We start from the raw sequence: 17,686 nt of genomic DNA on the forward strand, positions 1-17,686 counted from the left end.
GTGCTTTCCTAGCTTGCGATTTCCAGCCCCTCGCGGGACATTCCCTTGAATTCCGGCATGAGGGAGATCAGCTTGCGGCTGTACTCATGCTCGGCATTGGTGAACAGTTTCTCGGTCTCGGCCACTTCCACCAGATGACCGTGCTGCATCACACCGATGCGGTCGCACATCTGGCGGATGACCGGCAGATCGTGACTGATGAACAGCATGGTGAGCCCAAGCTCCTGTTGCAAGTCTTTGAGCAGGTTGAGGATCTGGGCCTGCACCGAGACATCCAGCGCCGAGGTGGGCTCGTCGCAGATGAGGAAGCGCGGGCGAGTCGCCAGGGCGCGGGCAATGGAGATGCGCTGGCGCTGACCACCGGAGAACTCGTGGGGATACTTGACCCCGGCGCCGCGGCCCAGGCCCACGTGATCCAGCAGGTCCCCGACGATCTGCTCTATCTGCCGCTCGCTCTCGGCGAGGCGGTGGAAGCGGATCGGCTCGGCGATGATGTCACGCACCTTCATGCGCGGGTTCATCGAAGAGTAGGGATTCTGGAACACCATCTGCATCTGGCGGCGCAGGGGGCGACGCTCGTGCTCCCCTTTCAGGGCGGTGAGATCGATCCCCTCGAAGACAATCTTGCCGGTGTCGGGCGGATAGAGCCCGGTGATGGCACGGGCGATGGTGGACTTGCCGGAGCCCGACTCCCCCACCAGACCGAAAGTCTCACCCTCGAAGATCTCGAAGCTGATGTTGTTGCAGGCGCGCACGTACTGGCGGCGGCTCGGGAAGATGGAATCCTTGGTGACGAACTTCAGATCCACGTTCTCCACCCGCAACAGCGCGCCTTCATAGGTGCGCTCGTCCTGACTCTGGCCGAGCCAGTGGGTCTTGAGATCGATGCTGGTATCCGCCGCACCGGCATCCTCGATATAGGAGACCAGGGGGAAGCGTACCAGCTTGACATCCGAGCGGGGAACCGCCGAGATGAGGCTGCGGGTATAGGGGTGATTGGGGCGGCCCAGCACCTGTTCCGTGGTGCCGAACTCCACCAGATCGCCGCGGTACATCACCGCCACCTTGTCGGTAACGTTGGAGACCACCCCCATGTCATGAGTCACCAGCATGCAGCCGACCTGGCGCTCTTTGCACAGGTTGCGGATGAGCTGGAGGATCTGATCCTGGATGGAGACGTCCAGCGCCGTGGTCGGCTCATCGGCGATGATGAGCTCGGGATCCCCGGAGAGGGCGATGGCGATCACTACCCGCTGGCGCATGCCACCGGAGAACTGGTGAGGATACTGCTTGATGCGCACGTCCGGGTTCGGGATCCCCACCGCCCCCATCAGCTCGAGGGCCTTGGCAAAGGCCGCCTCGCGGGACAGGTCGGTGTTGGCGAGGATGGTCTCCACCAGCTGCTGCTCCACGGTGAACAGCGGATTGAGGGAGGTCATGGGATCCTGGAAGATGAAACCGATACGCGAGCCACGAATGGCCCGCATCTCGTTCTGGCTCTTGCCGGAGATGAGCTCGCCGTTGAGGTAGATGTCACCACGGGCGATGCGACCGGGCGGGCTCAACAGATCGATGACGGCGTTGCCGATGGTGGATTTGCCAGCGCCGGACTCACCGACGACGCCGACGATCTCGCCCTTTTCAACAGAAAAAGAGAGATCCTTGACCGCGGCAAGCACCCCGTAGCGGGAGGGGTACTCGATCCGCAAGTTTTTGACTTCAAGCAAGGACATGGTTACCTCTGCGGGGGACATCCGTCCCAAATAATTCGTCCGTAAATCAGCCGCAGATGCTGGTTGTGCCTTGGTACTGCTCGAGAGCCGTTTTTGTGTAATTAACGCTCAATCCATGAGGCAGCCAAACCAGCGATCCGGGCGGGTTTTTTGCATTTTTTTGGAATAACCCGCGAGTAAGTTAGTCGGTTTGCCCGCAGGTGTAAATGATCCAGTTATACAATTTCGCAATACTTTGCCCAGAGAATGCCGACACCCTGGGGTTAAAATGTCGATAAAAGTCACATTACCAGAGATTACGCTGGCAATGCGAGACCATCAACCAATTATGTTTCAACAAAATAGCAACAAACCATCTTATTCACTATCAGCATTATGCTGGCGAGCTTCGAATGAGTAGTGAATATTTATGTGAAATGATTTTTTGACGGCAGCATATCCGGAGTAAGGAAAAATAGGCAGAGCTAAATAGGGACAATGCAGAAGGATCAACCTGGGCCACAGGCCCGCCGGCACGGCAAGCCGGGAGGGATTGCATACAAAAAAACGCAGGCCCCTCAGGGCCTGCGTGTGCGGTATATCCGACCTCTTTGCAAGAGGAGAGGAGTGAAAAAACAACGAGACGGGCGTTCGGGAGCCGCCTCCCCTCACCAGTGGGCAAGCAGTTGCATGCAGGCCAGGGCGAACAGGCCGGCGATGAGATCGTCCAGCATGATGCCAAGCCCGCCGTGAATGCGGCGATCGAACCAGGAGATGGGCCAGGGCTTGAGCACGTCGAACAGGCGAAACAGCACGAAACCCGCCAGCACCCACTCCCAGCCGGCCGGGGCCGCAATCATGGTGACCCCGAATCCGATGACCTCGTCCCAGACGATAGCCCCGTGATCCGGCATCCCGATGGCGTCGGTGGCGCTCTGGCAGATGCGGATGCCCGCCACGAAACCCACCACCAGCAGGGCGATGAACCAGGAGGTCGACAGCCCGCTCACCAACAGATAGAGCGGGATGGCTGCCAGGGTCCCCATGGTGCCCGGCGCCTTGGGGGAGAGGCCGGAGCCAAACCCCACCGCCAGAAAGTGGAGCGGGTTTTTAAGGTTCAGCCGCGTCAGTTCGGGCTTTATCTTGAAAGACATCATGCGAAGTGATCCCAGCCCTTGAGGTGCAGTTCGACGGGTTGTTCGTCCTGCAGGTAGTCGATGCCAGGCTCCCCGACCAGGATGCGACCGATGCGGGTGAACTTCACGCCACAATTGGCCAGCGCCGTGTCCAGGGCACCGTGATGCTCCTGGGGCACGGTGAAGCAGAGCTCGTAGTCGTCGCCCCCGGCCAGAGCCAGCTGCCAGGCATCCATGGCCGGCACCGCATCCTGCAACACGGGGGAGAGGGGCAGCAGGTTGAGATCGATCTGGGCCCGCACGCCGGACGCCTTGAGGATGTGGCCGAGATCCGAAGCCAGGCCGTCTGAGAGATCCAGGGCGCTGCTGGCCAGCCCGCGCAGGGCCTGACCGGCCAGGATGCGGGGATGGGGATGGCCGAGGCGCGGCAGCACGGCCGCCAGCTGGTTCTCGTTGAGGGTGCGCTTGCCCAGCAGGTGGGAGAGCGCCAGGGCGGCATCTCCCAGGGTACCGGTCACGTAGACCCCGTCACCGGCCTTGGCGCCGCTGCGCATCAGAGCGCGACCTGCCGGGACCGATCCTTTCACCGAGACGGTGATGGAGAGGGGCCCGCGGGTCATGTCCCCCCCCACCAGCGCCACGTTGTAGTACTCGGCGAGCTCGAGGAACCCTTCGGCGAAACCGGCGACCCAACGCTCGTTGATGGCGGGCAGGGTCAGGGCCAGGGAGACCCAGCGCGGCTCGGCCCCCATGGCGGCCAGATCGGAGAGATTGACCGCCAGCGCCTTGTAGCCGAGATCCACCGGATCCATGTCGGGGAAGAAGTGCACGCCGCTCACCAGGGTGTCCGTGCTCACCGCCAACTGGGCGTCGGGGGGCAGGGTCAGCAGGGCACAGTCATCTCCAGGGCCCATCACCACGTCCTTGCGGGCGTGGGGGACCTTGAAGTACTTCTCAATCAGCTCAAATTCACCCATACAGTAAAAAGCCAGCAATAAGCTGGCTCCTCTCTTAATTGCTGACGGACAGCAGGATCAGCGCTTGGGCAGCGTCTTGATCACCTTGTCCAGGACGCCGTTGACAAACTTGTGGCTGTCATCGGCGGCGAAGGCTTTGGCCAGCTCGATCGCTTCGTTGATCACCACGCGCGGCGGCACATCTTCACGACGGGTCAGCTCGTAGGTCGCCAGACGCAGGATTGCCTTGTCCACCATGTCCACTTCTTCCAGCGGACGGGAGAGGAAAGGCGCGAACACCTTGTCCAGCTCGTTGCAGTGGACCGCTACCCCGAACAGCAGATCGCGGAAATAGTTCAGGTCCACACCCTTGGTGTCCTGATCGATCTTGAACTGCTCTTCGATGTCGCCCACGTTGGCCTGGGTCATCTGCCACTGGTAGATGGCCTGGGTGGCGCAATGGCGGGCCTTACGGCGCTCGGACGGTTTCAATGCATTTCTCCTCGTTACACGTCCAGTTGTTTCAGGACGTTGATCATTTCGAGCGCGCTCAGTGCAGCCTCTGCACCCTTGTTACCCGCCTTGGTACCGGCGCGTTCGATGGCTTGTTCAATGTTTTCGGTGGTCAGCACGCCGAAGGCAACGGGAATGTCATATTCCATCATTACCTGGGCCAGACCCTTGCCGTTCTCGCTCGCTACCAGTTCGAAGTGGTAGGTACCGCCGCGGATGACGGTGCCGAGTGCGACGATGGCGTCGTATTGACCGCTCTTGGCCAGCTTCTTGGCCGCCAGGGGAATTTCGACGGCCCCCGGTACGCGCACCAGGGTCAGATTGCTCTCCTGGACCTGACCTTGACGCTTCAGCACGTCCAGCGCGCCGTTCACCAGGCTGTCATTGATGAAGCTGTTGAAACGGGCAACGACAATAGCAACACGCGCCTCGGGAGCGGCGATATTTCCTTCGATAATCTTCATTGGAAATCCTGTCTCTGTGCAATCAATTAGGGGCCGGGCTCAAAAGTGCACGCATTCTAGCACAACAGAGCCGCGACAAAAAACCATGGCCGCAACGGGCGGCCATGGTGATGAATTCAACCGTACGCAGCGCTTACTCGCCGACGTACTCCACCACTTCCAGACCAAAGCCACCGAGGGCATGGTACTTCTTGGGGGAGCTCAACAGGCGCATCTTGCCGACCCCCAGCGCCTTGAGGATCTGGGAACCGACGCCGACCCGGCGCGAGGTGCCCTGCCACTTGGCCCCTTCCGGTGCCAGCCCCTTGTCGGCGGCTTCAAAACCCTTGACCCGGGCCAGCAGCTCGGCGCCATGGGCTTCCGCCCCCAGGATCACCAGCACCCCGCCCTCGTCGGCGATGCGGGCCATGGATTTGGGCAGCGGCCAGCTGCGGGCGCTGTGGCGGTCGGTGAGCAGCAGATCGCTCAGCACGTCGTGCAGGTGCACCCGCACCAGGGTCGGCTGGTCGGCCTTCACGTCCCCTTTCTTCAGGGCGAAGTGCACCTGGTTGTCGATGGTGTCGCGGAAGGTCACGAGGTCGAACTCGCCGTATTCGGTGGGCAACTTGCACTCGGCCACTTTCTCTACCGTGGTCTCGTGCTGGTTGCGGTATTCGATAAGGTCGGCAATGGTGCCGAGCTTGATGCCGTGCTCCTCGGCGAAGATCTCGAGATCCGGGCGCCGGGCCATGGTGCCGTCTTCGTTGAGGATCTCGACGATGACGGAGGCTGGCTCGAAGCCGGCCAGCCGGGCCAGATCGCAGCCCGCTTCGGTGTGGCCGGCGCGGGTCAACACGCCGCCATCCTGCGCCATCAGCGGGAAGATGTGGCCGGGCTGCACCAGATCGGCGGCCTTGGCATGGGGCGCCACCGCGGCCTGCACGGTGACGGCGCGGTCGGCGGCGGAGATGCCGGTGGTCACCCCTTCCGCCGCCTCGATGGAGACGGTGAAGGCGGTGGAGAACTGGGCATTGTTGCGATCGACCATCAGCGGCAGCGCCAGCTGCTTGCAGCGATCCCGGGTCAGGGTCAGGCAGATGAGGCCACGACCGTAGCGCGCCATGAAGTTGATGTCTTCCGGGCGGACACAGGAGGCGGCCATGATCAGGTCCCCTTCGTTCTCCCTGTCTTCGTCATCCATCAGGATCACCATCTTGCCAGCCTTGATATCGGCAATGATTTCCTGGGTCGTGCTCAGCGCCATGGGCTACTCCATCAACATGCTTGGGGATTGAGCCAGTCGGCTCGACTTGATACTGCGTATTGTGCTCTAGATGGGGGCACGCAGCCCCGTTTCAATCCGCGCGGGATCACAGAACCGCGTTTTCCCGTCAAAACGGCTCACAAGAATCCGGACTGGGCCAGCTTCTCCAGGGTCAGGGTAGAGGCACTGCTCTCCTCGCGCTTGCCCGTCATCAGCCGCTCCAGATAGCGGGCTATCTGGTCCACCTCGAGGTTGACCCGGTAGCCGGGTTTCCAGCGGGCGATGGTGGTCTCCTGGGCGGTGTGGGGCACGATGGTCAGCCGGAAGAGATCCCCCTGCACGGCGTTGACGGTGAGGCTGATGCCATCCACCGCAATCGACCCCTTCTCGGCGATGTAGCGGGAGAGCTCTCCCGGCGCCTTGATCCAGTATTCGATGGCGCGGCCGCTGGACGATTTGCTCTTCACCTCGCCGATGCCGTCCACGTGGCCGGAGACCAGGTGGCCGCCGAGGCGGGAGGTGGGCATCAACGCCTTCTCGAGGTTGACCGGATCCCCCACCTTGGCGGCAGAAAAACCGGTGCGGGAGAGGGTCTCCAGGGAGACGTCGGCGGAATAGCTGTGATCCCCGAGCGCCACCACGGTGAGGCAGACGCCGTTGGTGGCGATGGAGTCGCCCAGCTTGACGTCACTGAAGTCCAGGGTCGGCGCGTGCACGGTGAGGGCCATGTCCTCCCCCTGGCGACGCAGCTCGGCCAGGGTTCCCACCGCTTCGATAATTCCGGTAAACATGCAGATCACCTTGCTGATGACGGGGGCGACGGATGCCCCCGTGAACATTGAAAAATCAGGCTATTTTCGCAGTGATGCGAATATCCTGGCCAAGCATGCGCACATCCTTGAGGTTGAGTTTGGGGGCCTGGAACAACCGGGTCAGCCCCGGCAGATGGAACAGACCGCGCCCCTCATCCCCCATCAGTTTGGGCGCCTGGTAGAGCACAAGCTCGTCCACCAGCCCCTTCTCCAGCAGGGCGCCGCACAGCCGCGGCCCCGCCTCCACCAGTACCGAGTTGACGTTCTGTTTGGCCAGCAGCATGAAGAGGCTGACCAGATCCAGCTTGCCATCCAGCAGCGGCACCTCCAGCTGCTGCACCCAGGCGGGCCACTCACCGGATGCCTTGTGGCGGGCCAGCAGTACCGGGCTCTCGCTCTGGAACAACGGCAGATCCGGGGTGAGCCGGTTTTGCGAATCCACGATGACCCGCAGTGGCTGGCGCAGGGTCTCTTTGGGATAGACCGCCTTGACCGAGGGGGGCAGCTCGTCCCAGCGCACGGTGAGGGAGGCGCCATCCGCCAGCACGGTTTCGGCGCTGGAGAGCACCGCATCGTGACGGGCCCGCAGCCGCTGCACGTCCCGGCGCGCCTCTGGAGAGGTGATCCACTGGCTCTCGCCACTCGCCATGGCGGTGCGACCATCCAGGCTCGCCCCCAGCTTGACCGTCACCAGCGGAAACGCGGTGCGCATCCGCTTGAAGAAACCGGGGTTGAGGGCCTCGGCTTCCGCGGCCAGCAGGCCGAAATCGGTCTTGATCCCCGCCTCGGAGAGCATCCGCAGGCCGCGCCCGCCCACCTGGGGATTGGGATCCACCATGGCAGCCACCACCCGGGTCACCCCGGCCTTGATGAGCGCCTCGGCGCAGGGCGGCGTGCAACCATGATGGGAGCAGGGCTCCAGGGTCACATAGGCGGTGGCACCGCGGGCCTCTTCCCCTGCCGCGTGCAGGGCATAGACCTCGGCATGGGGCTCACCGGCCCGCTTGTGCCAGCCCTCCCCCACCACCACGCCGGCCTTCACCAGCACGGCGCCGACGCAGGGGTTGGGAGCCGTGGTGTAACGGCCGCGCCGGGCCAGTTCGAGGGCCCGGCTCATCCATTGGTAATCGTCTTGACTAAACATCCGGGCTCCTGTGTCCAGCAACCTGTCCCCCGTGGCACGGCCATCCGATGGGACAAGAAAATAGGGTGTACGCGCTTGCCGCACGCCTTCTCGGGCAGATCGGCCATGGCATCTGACGCCATGGCGACGGGCACACACATCGCAGGATGCGGCCGCACGCCCTCATACTTTTTCACCAGTGCAACGATGCGCTATCTGGATGTCTCACTGGTGTAACAACTGGCGCTGCCGCAACGGCAGCCCCTCTCTTATTCACATAGGGAGCGACAGGCCGACGTTACTTCTCCAGCTTGGCGATCTCTTCCCCGAATTCGCGAATGTCTTCAAAGCTGCGGTAGACGGAGGCAAAGCGGATGTAGGCCACCTTGTCCAGGCTCTTGAGATCATCCATCACCAGATTGCCCACCAGCTGGGAGGCCACCTCCCGCTCACCGGTGGCCCGCAGGCGGGACTTGATGTGGTTGACCGCCTTCTCGATGGCCTCCATGCTCACCGGCCGCTTCTCCAGCGCCCGCAGAATGCCAGCACGCAGCTTGTCTTCGTTGAAGGGCTCGCGGGAGCCGTTGGACTTGATGACGCGGGGCATGACCAGTTCGGCCATTTCGAAGGTGGTAAAACGCTCGTGACAGAGCAGGCATTCGCGACGGCGGCGCACCTGATGGCCCTCGGCCACCAGACGGGAATCGATCACCTTGGTATCAACGGCACTACAGAAAGGGCAATGCATCTGACCTCCGGCGTGGATGAAAATGGGCGCGGGCCCCGGGGGCTGGCGCTAGGCCGGCCAGTGTAACACGGCCATCCAGAACCGGTAAAAGCCCATGAAAACAAGGGACAACCAGCCAGACCTTCGGGCAGGACTCAGTCGTCATAGGGCAACGCCTCGGGGTCGCAATCCTGGTAATCGGGGGCAGGATCCGCCGCGAACCGGCGAGCAGCCACATGGCTGTGACCCAGCATCAGCGCCTTGCCCACCCGGTGCATGCCATCCATCACCCGGCCGGCGCTGTCCAGCAGGATGGGATAGGCGAGATCCGCCGCCATCATGAGCTGGCAATGCGCCACCACGCTGCGCACCGTGGGCGTGGCGTCGCCATGGCCGTACCAGTGGTTGCGGTCAAGCTCGGCAATCTCGCCGAGTGCCACTGCCTGCACTGGCAGGTTGCGGCTCAGCCGGATCAAGCGGCGCACATCTCAGGCCAGCAGCCCCTGTTCGCTGGCGCGAAAGTGGTACTGGGCGCGAACCGTCTGCCGCAGTGACGCCTCCAGCGCGTCCTCTTTCATGTCATCGCACATGGTCACCTCTGTCTCATCTTGCCAGACGCTGCAAAAAACAATGCCACCCGAGGGTGGCATTGGTCTTCAACCTGAAGGTCAGGCTGATTATGCGTAGACCGGGAAGCGGCGGCAGATGTCCAGCACCTTCTCGCGCACGGTCGCCAGCACTTCTTCGTTGTCGTGGCTGTCCAGCACGTCGCAGATCCAGTTGGCCAACTGGATGGACTCGGCTTCCTTGAAGCCGCGGCGGGTGATGGCCGGGGTGCCGATACGCACGCCGGAGGTCACGAACGGGGAACGCGGGTCGTTCGGTACGGAGTTCTTGTTGACGGTGATGTTGGCCTTGCCGAGGGCTGCATCGGCATCTTTGCCGGTCAGCTCGCGACCGATCAGGTCAACCAGCATCAGATGGTTGTCGGTACCGCCGGAGACGATCTTGTAGCCGCGCTCGATAAAGGTCGCCGCCATGGCCTTGGCGTTCTTCACGACCTGGGCCTGGTAGGTCTTGAACTCGGGCTCAAGCGCTTCCTTGAAGGCCACGGCCTTGCCGGCGATGACGTGCATCAGCGGGCCGCCCTGACCACCCGGGAAGACGGCGGAGTTCAGCTTCTTGTACAGATCTTCGTCGTCGGCGGCGGAGAGGATCAGACCACCGCGCGGACCGGCCAGGGTCTTGTGGGTGGTGGAGGTGACCACGTGAGCGTGGGGCACCGGGTTCGGGTAGACGCCAGCGGCAATCAGACCGGCCACGTGGGCCATGTCCACGAACAGGTAAGCACCGATCTTGTCGGCGATTTCGCGCATGCGGGCCCAGTCGACGATGCCGGAGTAGGCGGAGAAGCCGCCGATCATCATCTTCGGCTTGTGCTCAACGGCCAGGCGCTCCATCTCGTCGTAGTCGATCTTGCCGGACTCGTCGATGCCGTAGGGGATGATGTTGTACAGCTTGCCGGAGAAGTTGACGGGGGAGCCGTGGGTCAGGTGACCGCCGTGGGCCAGGTTCATGCCGAGCACGGTGTCGCCCGGTTGCAGCAGGGCCATGTAGACGGCGCTGTTGGCCTGAGAGCCGGAGTGCGGCTGCACGTTGGCGTAGGTGGCACCGAACAGCTCTTTGGCGCGCTCGATGGCCAGGGTTTCAACCACATCCACATACTCGCAACCGCCGTAGTAACGCTTGGCCGGGTAGCCTTCGGCGTACTTGTTGGTCAACTGGGAGCCCTGGGCTTCCATGACGCGGGGGCTGGTGTAGTTCTCGGACGCAATCAGCTCGATGTGCTCTTCCTGACGACGGGTCTCGTCTGTGATGGCCTGCCACAGCTCTGGATCATAGCCGGCGATGGTCATGTCACGTTTCAACATCCGTTTATCTCCTGAAAATCGTTTGCGCGATAGGTGAAGTGGGCCCGCGCATTGTAACGTGAGCTGGATCAAAGAGACAGTCCAACCACCCAAAAAATTGTTTATAAAATGTAAAATACGTCGCAAATTTCGAATCCCGCCCCCTGGCTTCGCTCATCCCCCCGGCCTCCCCACACCAGCAATCCGGCTCCAGCCATCGTCCCCGCTTCCCGGGCAAGGCGATGAAAACCAGAGCCAGATCATGGATATAGCATTTACTAATAGATAACATCTTTAGGCCATGGGACATCTGCACGAGCGGGTGTCGCTCCCTGCCATCCCGGAACACAAGGGGAAACGCCATGATGGATCATCTGATGCTGTTCGTGATTGTCGCGGTCTTCGCTCTCTTCTACTGGGTCTACTACACCGCCAGCCGCAAGGGTGCCTGCACCGCCAACTGGGAGACACTTCCCACCCGGGAGCAGTACCTGGCGGCCCATCCCGGCGCCGCCGACGGGGATCTCATTTTCTGCATCCATTGCGGTCATCATCAGCAGCGGGAGGTCGGCCTGGTGCACCAGATGGATTACCGCCGCCAGCACATCTGCCCCCGTTGCAAGCAGGTGCTCTATCGCGTCGAGGAGTAGGTCGGCCTCCTCGTCGCCCACGGTGATCCCGCAATAGCGCCCCCCTCTCCTGGCGCTATCCGGCCAAAAGACCCCATGAGTTTCCTTTATTTTTAAAGTCGTTAGAATCGGGGGCCATCAAGGCTCCCGATTGTCATCCACGGAGGAAAAATGCAGGAATTCATGGCGACCAGCGAACGCCGGGCCGAGCTTTACTGGTGGTTTTCCACCCTGTTTGCTGCCGAACTCAGTGATGCACAGATCGCTGAATACGACACCTATGACGTGCGCAGCTTCTTGAAGAGCCTCTCTACTCTCGACCCCATGCGCGAAGCCGTGGCCGAGCTCAACGACGCCATCGCCCGCCTGCTGGTGCGCCCCGAGCGCCAGACGGCCCTGGCCGCCGACTTCGCCGGCCTGTTCCTGAGCGCTCCCGGGCAGGGTGCCCTGCCCTACGAATCCCTCTACCGGGGCGAAGACAAGCAGCTGATGCAGGCCCCCATGACCGAGATGCAGGCACGCCTCGATCGCCTCGGCATCAACGTCAGCGACAAATACAATGAGCCTGCCGATCATCTGGCCATCGAGCTGGATCTGATGGGCAGCCTCATCATCCGCGCCGCCGAGTCGACCACCGCCGACCAGCGCGAGGCGTGGCTTGGCGAGCAGGAGTCCCTGCTGCACGGCCACCTGCTGGGCTGGTTCGAGCGCTTCGAGCAGGCCTGCCGGGCCGCCGACACGTTTGGCTTCTACGGTGCCAGTGCCCGCCTGCTGGGGGTGTTCCTCAAGATGGACGCCAACTACCTCTCCCTGGTCAAACCGGCACCGTCCGCCGACTGAGCCCGCCATGAAGACAGCCCTGCTTCTTATCGCATGCTGGCTGCTGGCCCTGATCCCGCTGGATCAGGGTCTCACTCCCCTCGTGACGCTGCTGTTCAACCCGGACCGCGCGCTCTACGGCACCGCCCAGCTCACCGGCTTTGCCGGCATCCTGCTGACCCTTTACCTCGCCAATCTCGGGGTGGAAGTGGTGCTGCGTCGCCGCTTCCAGATAGCGGGCATGCTGGCCCTGCTCGCCGCCTGGACAGATTTCATCAACAGCAGCGGCACCGAGAGCCACTGGCTGGTGCTCTACGCCATGGCGTTGCCGTTTCATCTGGTGGGCTGGCTGGTATTTGTTCGCGGGATCCAGGCGTTTGGCCGCCAGAAAGGCTGACATCTCGTTGATTTCACACCCTTCTCACACTTTCTTTCTCTCCTGACACTTCCTGCCATACTGACACAGTCGTCCAAATGACAAAGCAATCAATTCAGGAGCCTCCATGGAAAAAGTGCTACCCGAATCGGTTCCGACACGGCATTTGTCAGGCCCGCTCTCTCCCCACGAGTTGCAACAGCTGTTCGCCCAGGCGCCCGTCGGGATTGGGGTCTTCGATCACGAATTCAGGTGTCGCGACGTCAACGGACGCTTTGCCGAACTGACCGGCCTCGCGCGGGCAGAGCACCCGGGCAAGACGCTGTTCGACATTGTCCCTGCCCAGACTCCCCAGCTGCTCCCGCTGTTTCAGCAACTGCGGCAAGGTCCCCCCCGATGCACATTTGAGGTGGAAATGGTCGGTCTCTCCCGCGCGGCCTCCCCGGCACGCTGGCAAGTGAGCGTCAGCTCCGTGCTGGATGAGGACGGCTCCTTCAGCGGCATCTTCCTCGTGATGAGGGAGTCCGCACAGACAGGCCCCCGCCTCGACGCGCCCGCGTCCCCCGGCCTGCAGGAGATGACCCACCTTCATGCACTGCGTCTCTATCAGGCCGAAGCTCGCTTGCAGCACCTCTCCTATTACGATCCCCTCACCGATCTCGGCAATCGCCATCTGCTGCAAGAGCGCCTCACCCTGGAGATAGAGACGGCCAGGGTGAACCACCACGTCCTGGCGCTGCTGTTCATCGATCTCGACGGCTTCAAGCTCATCAACGACAACCTGGGGCACAGTGCCGGCGATCTGCTGCTCAAGCTGTCGGCAGACCGCATTCGCCACTGCCTGCGCCCCGGAGACATCGCCATCCGGCTGGGGGCAGACGAATTTCTGGTGTTGCTGCCCGCCATCAGAGACACCCAGGATCTGCTGGTTCTCATCGAGGGGTTGCAACGCAGGCTGCACGATCCCGCCGACATCGCCCAGGAGCGGGTGAGGCTCTCCGCCAGCATCGGCGTCTCCCTCTATCCGGAGCATGGCCAGACCCCGGACAGCCTCATCAGCGCGGCGGACAACGCCATGCATGAAGCCAAGCGCCGTGGCCGCAACGGCTATCTGTTCCACTCCCCCGACATGACGGCACAGACCAGGGAGCCGATGCTGCTGGAGCAGGGACTGCTCAAGGCCATTGAGCAGCAAGAGTTTCGCCTGCTCTACCAACCCATGACGGATCTGGCGGATGGTCATCTCAGCGGCCTGGAGGCCCTGATCCGCTGGCAACATCCCAGCCTTGGCATGATATCCCCGGACCGTTTCATTCCGGTGGCAGAGGAGTGCGGTCTCATCGAACCGCTGGGCGAATGGGTGATGCGCACCGCCTGCCGGCAAGGGCAGCAGTGGCTGGCCGAAGGGCTCGCCGTGCCCAGGCTCTCGGTCAATGTGTCGGTCAGGGAGATGCGCTCCCACGACTACGTGGAGCGGGTGACAGCCATTCTGGCCGAGACCGGTTTTCCTGCCGAGCGGCTGGAGATCGAGGTGACCGAGAGCATCATCCAGAGCGTGGATCACAGTCTGCGGCTCTTCACCCGTCTCAAGGCGCTGGGGGTGCAGATCGCCATCGACGACTTCGGCACCGGTTTCTCCTCCCTGAGTCTGCTCAGGAGCCTGCCCATCGATCGCATCAAGATAGACGTTGCCCGACGACAAGCACAGCCGCGAGCTGTGCCGTACCATAGTCCAGCTGGCCAGCTCCCTCGGCATGGCCGTCACGGCGGAAGGGATAGAAACCCAGCCCCAGCGCCAGTTCCTGCAATCCCTGCGTTGCGAGGAGGGACAGGGCTACCTGTTCAGCCATCCCCTGCCAGAACCCCAGCTGCCTTCCCTGCTCCCCGTCCGCCATTGAGCCTTGGCCGCGCCACCACGAAAGCAAAGAAGGGAGCCCATGGATCCCTTCTGCTTCCTCATCATGGCCTTCCGGGCCGCTATCTTCGTCGCTATCCAAAAGTCTAATTGCCCTCGGGAACCAAAGGTATAAGTTGTTACTCAATCATTAAGAAAATGTATTCACAGGAGTGAGAGATGAGCGAGAGCAAGGTCTACCCGGTCAAGGCCCACATCGGCAACGGCGCCCTGCTGGACAAGGAAGGTTATGAAGCCATGTATCAGGCGTCGGTGCAGGATCCGGACGCCTTCTGGGGGGAGCAGGGCAAGATCCTCGACTGGATGACCCCCTACACCCGCGTCAAGAACACCTCCTACGATCCGGGCCACGTCTCCATCAAGTGGTATGAGGATGGTCTGCTCAACGTCTCAGCCAACTGCCTGGATCGCCATCTGAGCGAGCGCGGCGACAAGGTCGCCATCATCTGGGAAGGGGACAACCCGGCCGAAGATCGCAAGATCACCTATCGCGAACTGCACGCCGAAGTGTGCAAGTTTGCCAACGTGCTCAAAGCCCAGGGGGTCAAGCGTGGCCACATGGTCTGCCTTTATATGCCCATGGTGCCGGAGGCGGCCATCGCCATGCTGGCCTGTACCCGCATCGGGGCCGTGCACAGCATCGTCTTCGGCGGCTTCTCGCCGGAGGCGCTCTCGGGCCGCATCATCGACTCCGGCGCCTCCATCGTCATCACCGCCGATGAGGGGTTGCGAGGCGGTCGCCCCATCCCCCTCAAGAAGAACGTGGATGAGGCCCTTACCCACCCGGATACCAAGGTCAGCAAGGTGATCGTCCTCAAGCGCACCGGTGGCAACGTGGCCTGGCACGAGCACAGAGACATCTGGTGGCATGATGCGGTCAACGCCGCCAGCCCGGATTGTCCACCCGAAGCCATGGGCGCCGAAGATCCCCTGTTCGTGCTCTACACCTCCGGCTCCACCGGCAAACCCAAGGGTGTGCTGCACACCACGGGCGGCTATCTGGTCTATGCCGCCCTCACCTTCAAATACGTGTTCGATTACCACGAAGAGGACATCTACTGGTGTACCGCCGACGTGGGCTGGGTCACCGGTCACTCCTATCTGGTCTACGGGCCGCTGGCCAACGGCGCCACCACCGTCATGTTCGAAGGGGTGCCCAACTACCCGGCTACCAACCGCATGAGCCAGGTGGTGGACAAGCATCAGGTCACCATCCTCTATACCGCCCCCACCGCCATTCGTGCACTGATGGCCAAGGGCAAGGAGGCTGTCGAAGGCACTTCCCGCACCAGCCTGCGCATCATGGGGTCGGTGGGTGAACCCATCAACCCGGAAGCCTGGGAGTGGTACTACCGCACCATCGGCGACGAGCGCTGCCCCATCGTCGACACCTGGTGGCAGACCGAGACCGGCGGCATCCTCATCACTCCGCTGCCCGGCGTCACCGCGCTCAAGCCCGGCTCGGCCACCCGTCCCTTCTTCGGAGTACAGCCTGCTCTGGTGGACAACCTGGGTGAGCCGCTGGAAGGCGCCACCGAGGGCAACCTGGTGATCACCGACTCCTGGCCCGGCCAGATGCGTACCGTGTTCGGCGATCACGAGCGCTTCGAGCAGACCTACTTCTCCACCTTCCCGGGTCGCTACTTCACCGGCGACGGTGCCCGTCGCGACGAGGACGGCTACTACTGGATCACCGGCCGGGTGGATGATGTACTCAACGTCTCCGGCCACCGCATGGGCACCGCCGAAATCGAGTCCGCTCTGGTGGCCCATCCGAAGATCGCCGAAGCGGCGGTGGTGGGTGTTCCCCACGAGATCAAGGGACAGGGCATTTACGCCTATGTCACCCTGATCGCCGGGGAAGAGCCGAGCCGCGAGCTGCACAAGGAAGTGAAGGAGTGGGTGCGCAAGGAGATTGGCGCCATCGCGACCCCGGACGTGATCCACTGGGCCGAAGGGCTGCCCAAGACCCGATCCGGCAAGATCATGCGGCGTATCTTGCGCAAGATCGCCACCGGCGAAACCGACAGCCTGGGGGATATCTCCACCCTGGCGGATCCGGGGGTCGTTGACAAGCTGATCCGCGAGAAGTCGGAAGCGGCGTGAGTCTCTTCCCCACGTCAACAGAGCCGGCCACGTGCCGGCTTTGTTGTTTTCGGGATCCGGACAGGGCAGAGTTCGGTGGCAGGCAGGGCTTGCGGGCAAACCAGGCCAATAAATAGCCAGATGTAGAGATTAGACCAGTAAAATGCTGCTAATTTTCACGAAATCAATATAATTGCGAAATCTGTGTGTCAGGGCACACCGATTTGTGCAAAAATTGGCTAGATTTTTGGTAGTCCAAAGATAGCTGATAGATAGCAGCATAATCATCGAGGATGTACTCAATATGTCGCAACATCACCGAATCCTCCTGCTTAACGGCCCCAATCTGAATCTGCTGGGCAAGCGGGAGCCGGGAATCTACGGCAGCAAGACGCTCGATGAGATCGTCGCTGATCTGACGCGCAGCGCCAGCGAACTCGGTGTCACCCTGGAACATCTGCAATCCAATGCCGAGCACGAGCTGATCGGCCGCATCCATCAGGCCATGGGCCAGGTGGATTTCATCATCATTAATCCCGCCGCCTTCACCCATACCAGCGTTGCCCTGCGCGATGCCCTGCTGGGTGTGGCCATCCCCTTTATCGAGGTTCACCTGTCAAACGTTCATGCCAGGGAGCCCTTCCGTCATCACTCCTATCTGTCTGATGTCGCCAAGGGGGTGATCTGCGGGTTGGGTGCCGATGGTTACCAATTCGCTTTAACCGCGGCCGTGCATCAGTTGCGCGCGGCTTGATAATCACTGATCAGATAAAGAAGAAAGAGAATGCTAATGGATATCCGCAAAATCAAGAAGCTGATTGAACTGGTTGAAGAGTCCGGCATCGCCGAGCTGGAAATCTCCGAAGGGGAAGAGTCCGTTCGCATCAGCCGTAATTTCTCCGGCCAGGTTAGCGTTGCCCCGCAGATGATCATGCCCCAGGCCGCAGCTCAGGTTGCCGCACCGGTTGCCGCTGCTCCGGCAGCAGCCGCTGCGCCTGCTGCCGATGCCGCCCCGAGCGGTCATCTGATGCGCTCCCCCATGGTGGGCTCCTTCTACCGCTCCTCCAGCCCGGAAGCCAAGCCGTTCGTGGAAGTCGGTCAGCACGTCAATGTCGGCGACACCCTGTGCATCGTCGAAGCCATGAAAATGATGAACCAAATCGAGTCTGACAAGGCCGGCGTGATCAAAGCGATCCTGGTTGAAAATGGTCAGGCCGTCGAGTTTGACGAGCCGCTGTTCATCATCGAATAAGGGAAAATGCCACC

Annotated in this window: 16 protein-coding genes and 2 pseudogenes; 7 read left to right on the plus strand and 11 right to left on the minus strand. The window is 62.0% G+C overall.

All coding sequences use genetic code 11. The features are described from left to right. Positions 1-8 precede the first annotated feature (8 nt). The 11 genes and pseudogenes from J9889_RS10080 to glyA all read right to left on the minus strand — a co-directional run bounded on the left by J9889_RS10080 (position 9) and on the right by glyA (position 10,617). Positions 9-1,733: an ABC transporter ATP-binding protein gene (locus J9889_RS10080; protein WP_010675387.1), complete on the minus strand. Its 1,725-nt coding sequence runs from the start codon at positions 1,731-1,733 to the stop codon at positions 9-11. A 647-nt stretch (positions 1,734-2,380) separates the two neighbouring features. Then, the gene (locus J9889_RS10085; RefSeq protein WP_109112127.1) at positions 2,381-2,869 is read right to left on the minus strand and encodes a phosphatidylglycerophosphatase A; all 489 of its coding nucleotides are present in this window, start codon (positions 2,867-2,869) and stop codon (positions 2,381-2,383) included. After that, on the minus strand, positions 2,866-3,825 hold the full coding sequence (thiL, locus tag J9889_RS10090) for a thiamine-phosphate kinase (RefSeq protein ID WP_210556581.1): 960 nt from the start codon (positions 3,823-3,825) through the stop codon (positions 2,866-2,868). Before thiL ends, J9889_RS10085 begins: the two co-directional genes overlap by 4 nt. A gap of 57 nt (positions 3,826-3,882) precedes the next feature. After that, positions 3,883-4,296 (minus strand): transcription antitermination factor NusB, encoded by a 414-nt coding sequence (gene nusB, locus J9889_RS10095; protein WP_010675390.1) that lies wholly within the window; start codon positions 4,294-4,296, stop codon positions 3,883-3,885. Positions 4,297-4,310: 14 nt separating this feature from the next. Beyond that, positions 4,311-4,781 (minus strand): 6,7-dimethyl-8-ribityllumazine synthase, encoded by a 471-nt coding sequence (ribE, locus tag J9889_RS10100; RefSeq protein ID WP_010675391.1) that lies wholly within the window; start codon positions 4,779-4,781, stop codon positions 4,311-4,313. Positions 4,782-4,914: 133 nt separating this feature from the next. Then, entirely contained in the window at positions 4,915-6,024 is a 1,110-nt protein-coding gene (gene ribBA, locus J9889_RS10105; protein ID WP_010675392.1) for a bifunctional 3,4-dihydroxy-2-butanone-4-phosphate synthase/GTP cyclohydrolase II, read from the minus strand. Positions 6,025-6,161: 137 nt separating this feature from the next. Then, a complete protein-coding gene (locus tag J9889_RS10110) occupies positions 6,162-6,815 on the minus strand; it encodes a riboflavin synthase (RefSeq protein WP_210556584.1) in 654 nt (217 codons plus the stop codon). Positions 6,816-6,870: 55 nt separating this feature from the next. Continuing rightward, the gene (gene ribD / locus J9889_RS10115) at positions 6,871-7,980 is read right to left on the minus strand and encodes a bifunctional diaminohydroxyphosphoribosylaminopyrimidine deaminase/5-amino-6-(5-phosphoribosylamino)uracil reductase RibD (protein WP_210556586.1); all 1,110 of its coding nucleotides are present in this window, start codon (positions 7,978-7,980) and stop codon (positions 6,871-6,873) included. Positions 7,981-8,257: 277 nt separating this feature from the next. Next, positions 8,258-8,707, minus strand: a complete 450-nt coding sequence (gene nrdR / locus J9889_RS10120) for a transcriptional regulator NrdR (protein WP_210556590.1) — start codon at positions 8,705-8,707, stop codon at positions 8,258-8,260. A 134-nt stretch (positions 8,708-8,841) separates the two neighbouring features. Beyond that, positions 8,842-9,276: pseudogene (locus tag J9889_RS10125) on the minus strand (hypothetical protein). An 87-nt stretch (positions 9,277-9,363) separates the two neighbouring features. After that, on the minus strand, positions 9,364-10,617 hold the full coding sequence (glyA, locus tag J9889_RS10130) for a serine hydroxymethyltransferase (RefSeq protein WP_010675397.1): 1,254 nt from the start codon (positions 10,615-10,617) through the stop codon (positions 9,364-9,366). Positions 10,618-10,958: 341 nt separating this feature from the next. On the opposite strand from glyA, the gene J9889_RS10135 reads away from it, so the two are divergent. The 7 genes and pseudogenes from J9889_RS10135 to accB all read left to right on the plus strand — a co-directional run bounded on the left by J9889_RS10135 (position 10,959) and on the right by accB (position 17,672). Next, positions 10,959-11,246: a hypothetical protein gene (locus J9889_RS10135; RefSeq protein WP_010675399.1), complete on the plus strand. Its 288-nt coding sequence runs from the start codon at positions 10,959-10,961 to the stop codon at positions 11,244-11,246. A gap of 150 nt (positions 11,247-11,396) precedes the next feature. Then, positions 11,397-12,065 (plus strand): molecular chaperone TorD, encoded by a 669-nt coding sequence (gene torD / locus J9889_RS10140; RefSeq protein ID WP_183148840.1) that lies wholly within the window; start codon positions 11,397-11,399, stop codon positions 12,063-12,065. A 7-nt stretch (positions 12,066-12,072) separates the two neighbouring features. Further along, positions 12,073-12,441, plus strand: a complete 369-nt coding sequence (locus tag J9889_RS10145; protein ID WP_045525778.1) for a hypothetical protein — start codon at positions 12,073-12,075, stop codon at positions 12,439-12,441. Between the two features lie 106 nt (positions 12,442-12,547). Next, a pseudogene (locus tag J9889_RS10150) lies at positions 12,548-14,318 on the plus strand (EAL domain-containing protein). Positions 14,319-14,494: 176 nt separating this feature from the next. Continuing rightward, positions 14,495-16,441 (plus strand): acetate--CoA ligase, encoded by a 1,947-nt coding sequence (acs, locus tag J9889_RS10155; protein ID WP_210556591.1) that lies wholly within the window; start codon positions 14,495-14,497, stop codon positions 16,439-16,441. Between the two features lie 283 nt (positions 16,442-16,724). Continuing rightward, positions 16,725-17,174, plus strand: coding sequence for a type II 3-dehydroquinate dehydratase (aroQ, locus tag J9889_RS10160; protein WP_039040307.1), 450 nt, complete (start codon positions 16,725-16,727; stop codon positions 17,172-17,174). 36 nt (positions 17,175-17,210) lie between these two features. Continuing rightward, a complete protein-coding gene (accB, locus tag J9889_RS10165) occupies positions 17,211-17,672 on the plus strand; it encodes an acetyl-CoA carboxylase biotin carboxyl carrier protein (RefSeq protein WP_010675405.1) in 462 nt (153 codons plus the stop codon). Positions 17,673-17,686: the final 14 nt, after the last annotated feature.

This window comes from Aeromonas sp. PrichA-15 (assembly GCF_017939245.1).
GTDB classification, from domain to species: domain Bacteria; phylum Pseudomonadota; class Gammaproteobacteria; order Enterobacterales; family Aeromonadaceae; genus Aeromonas; species Aeromonas caviae.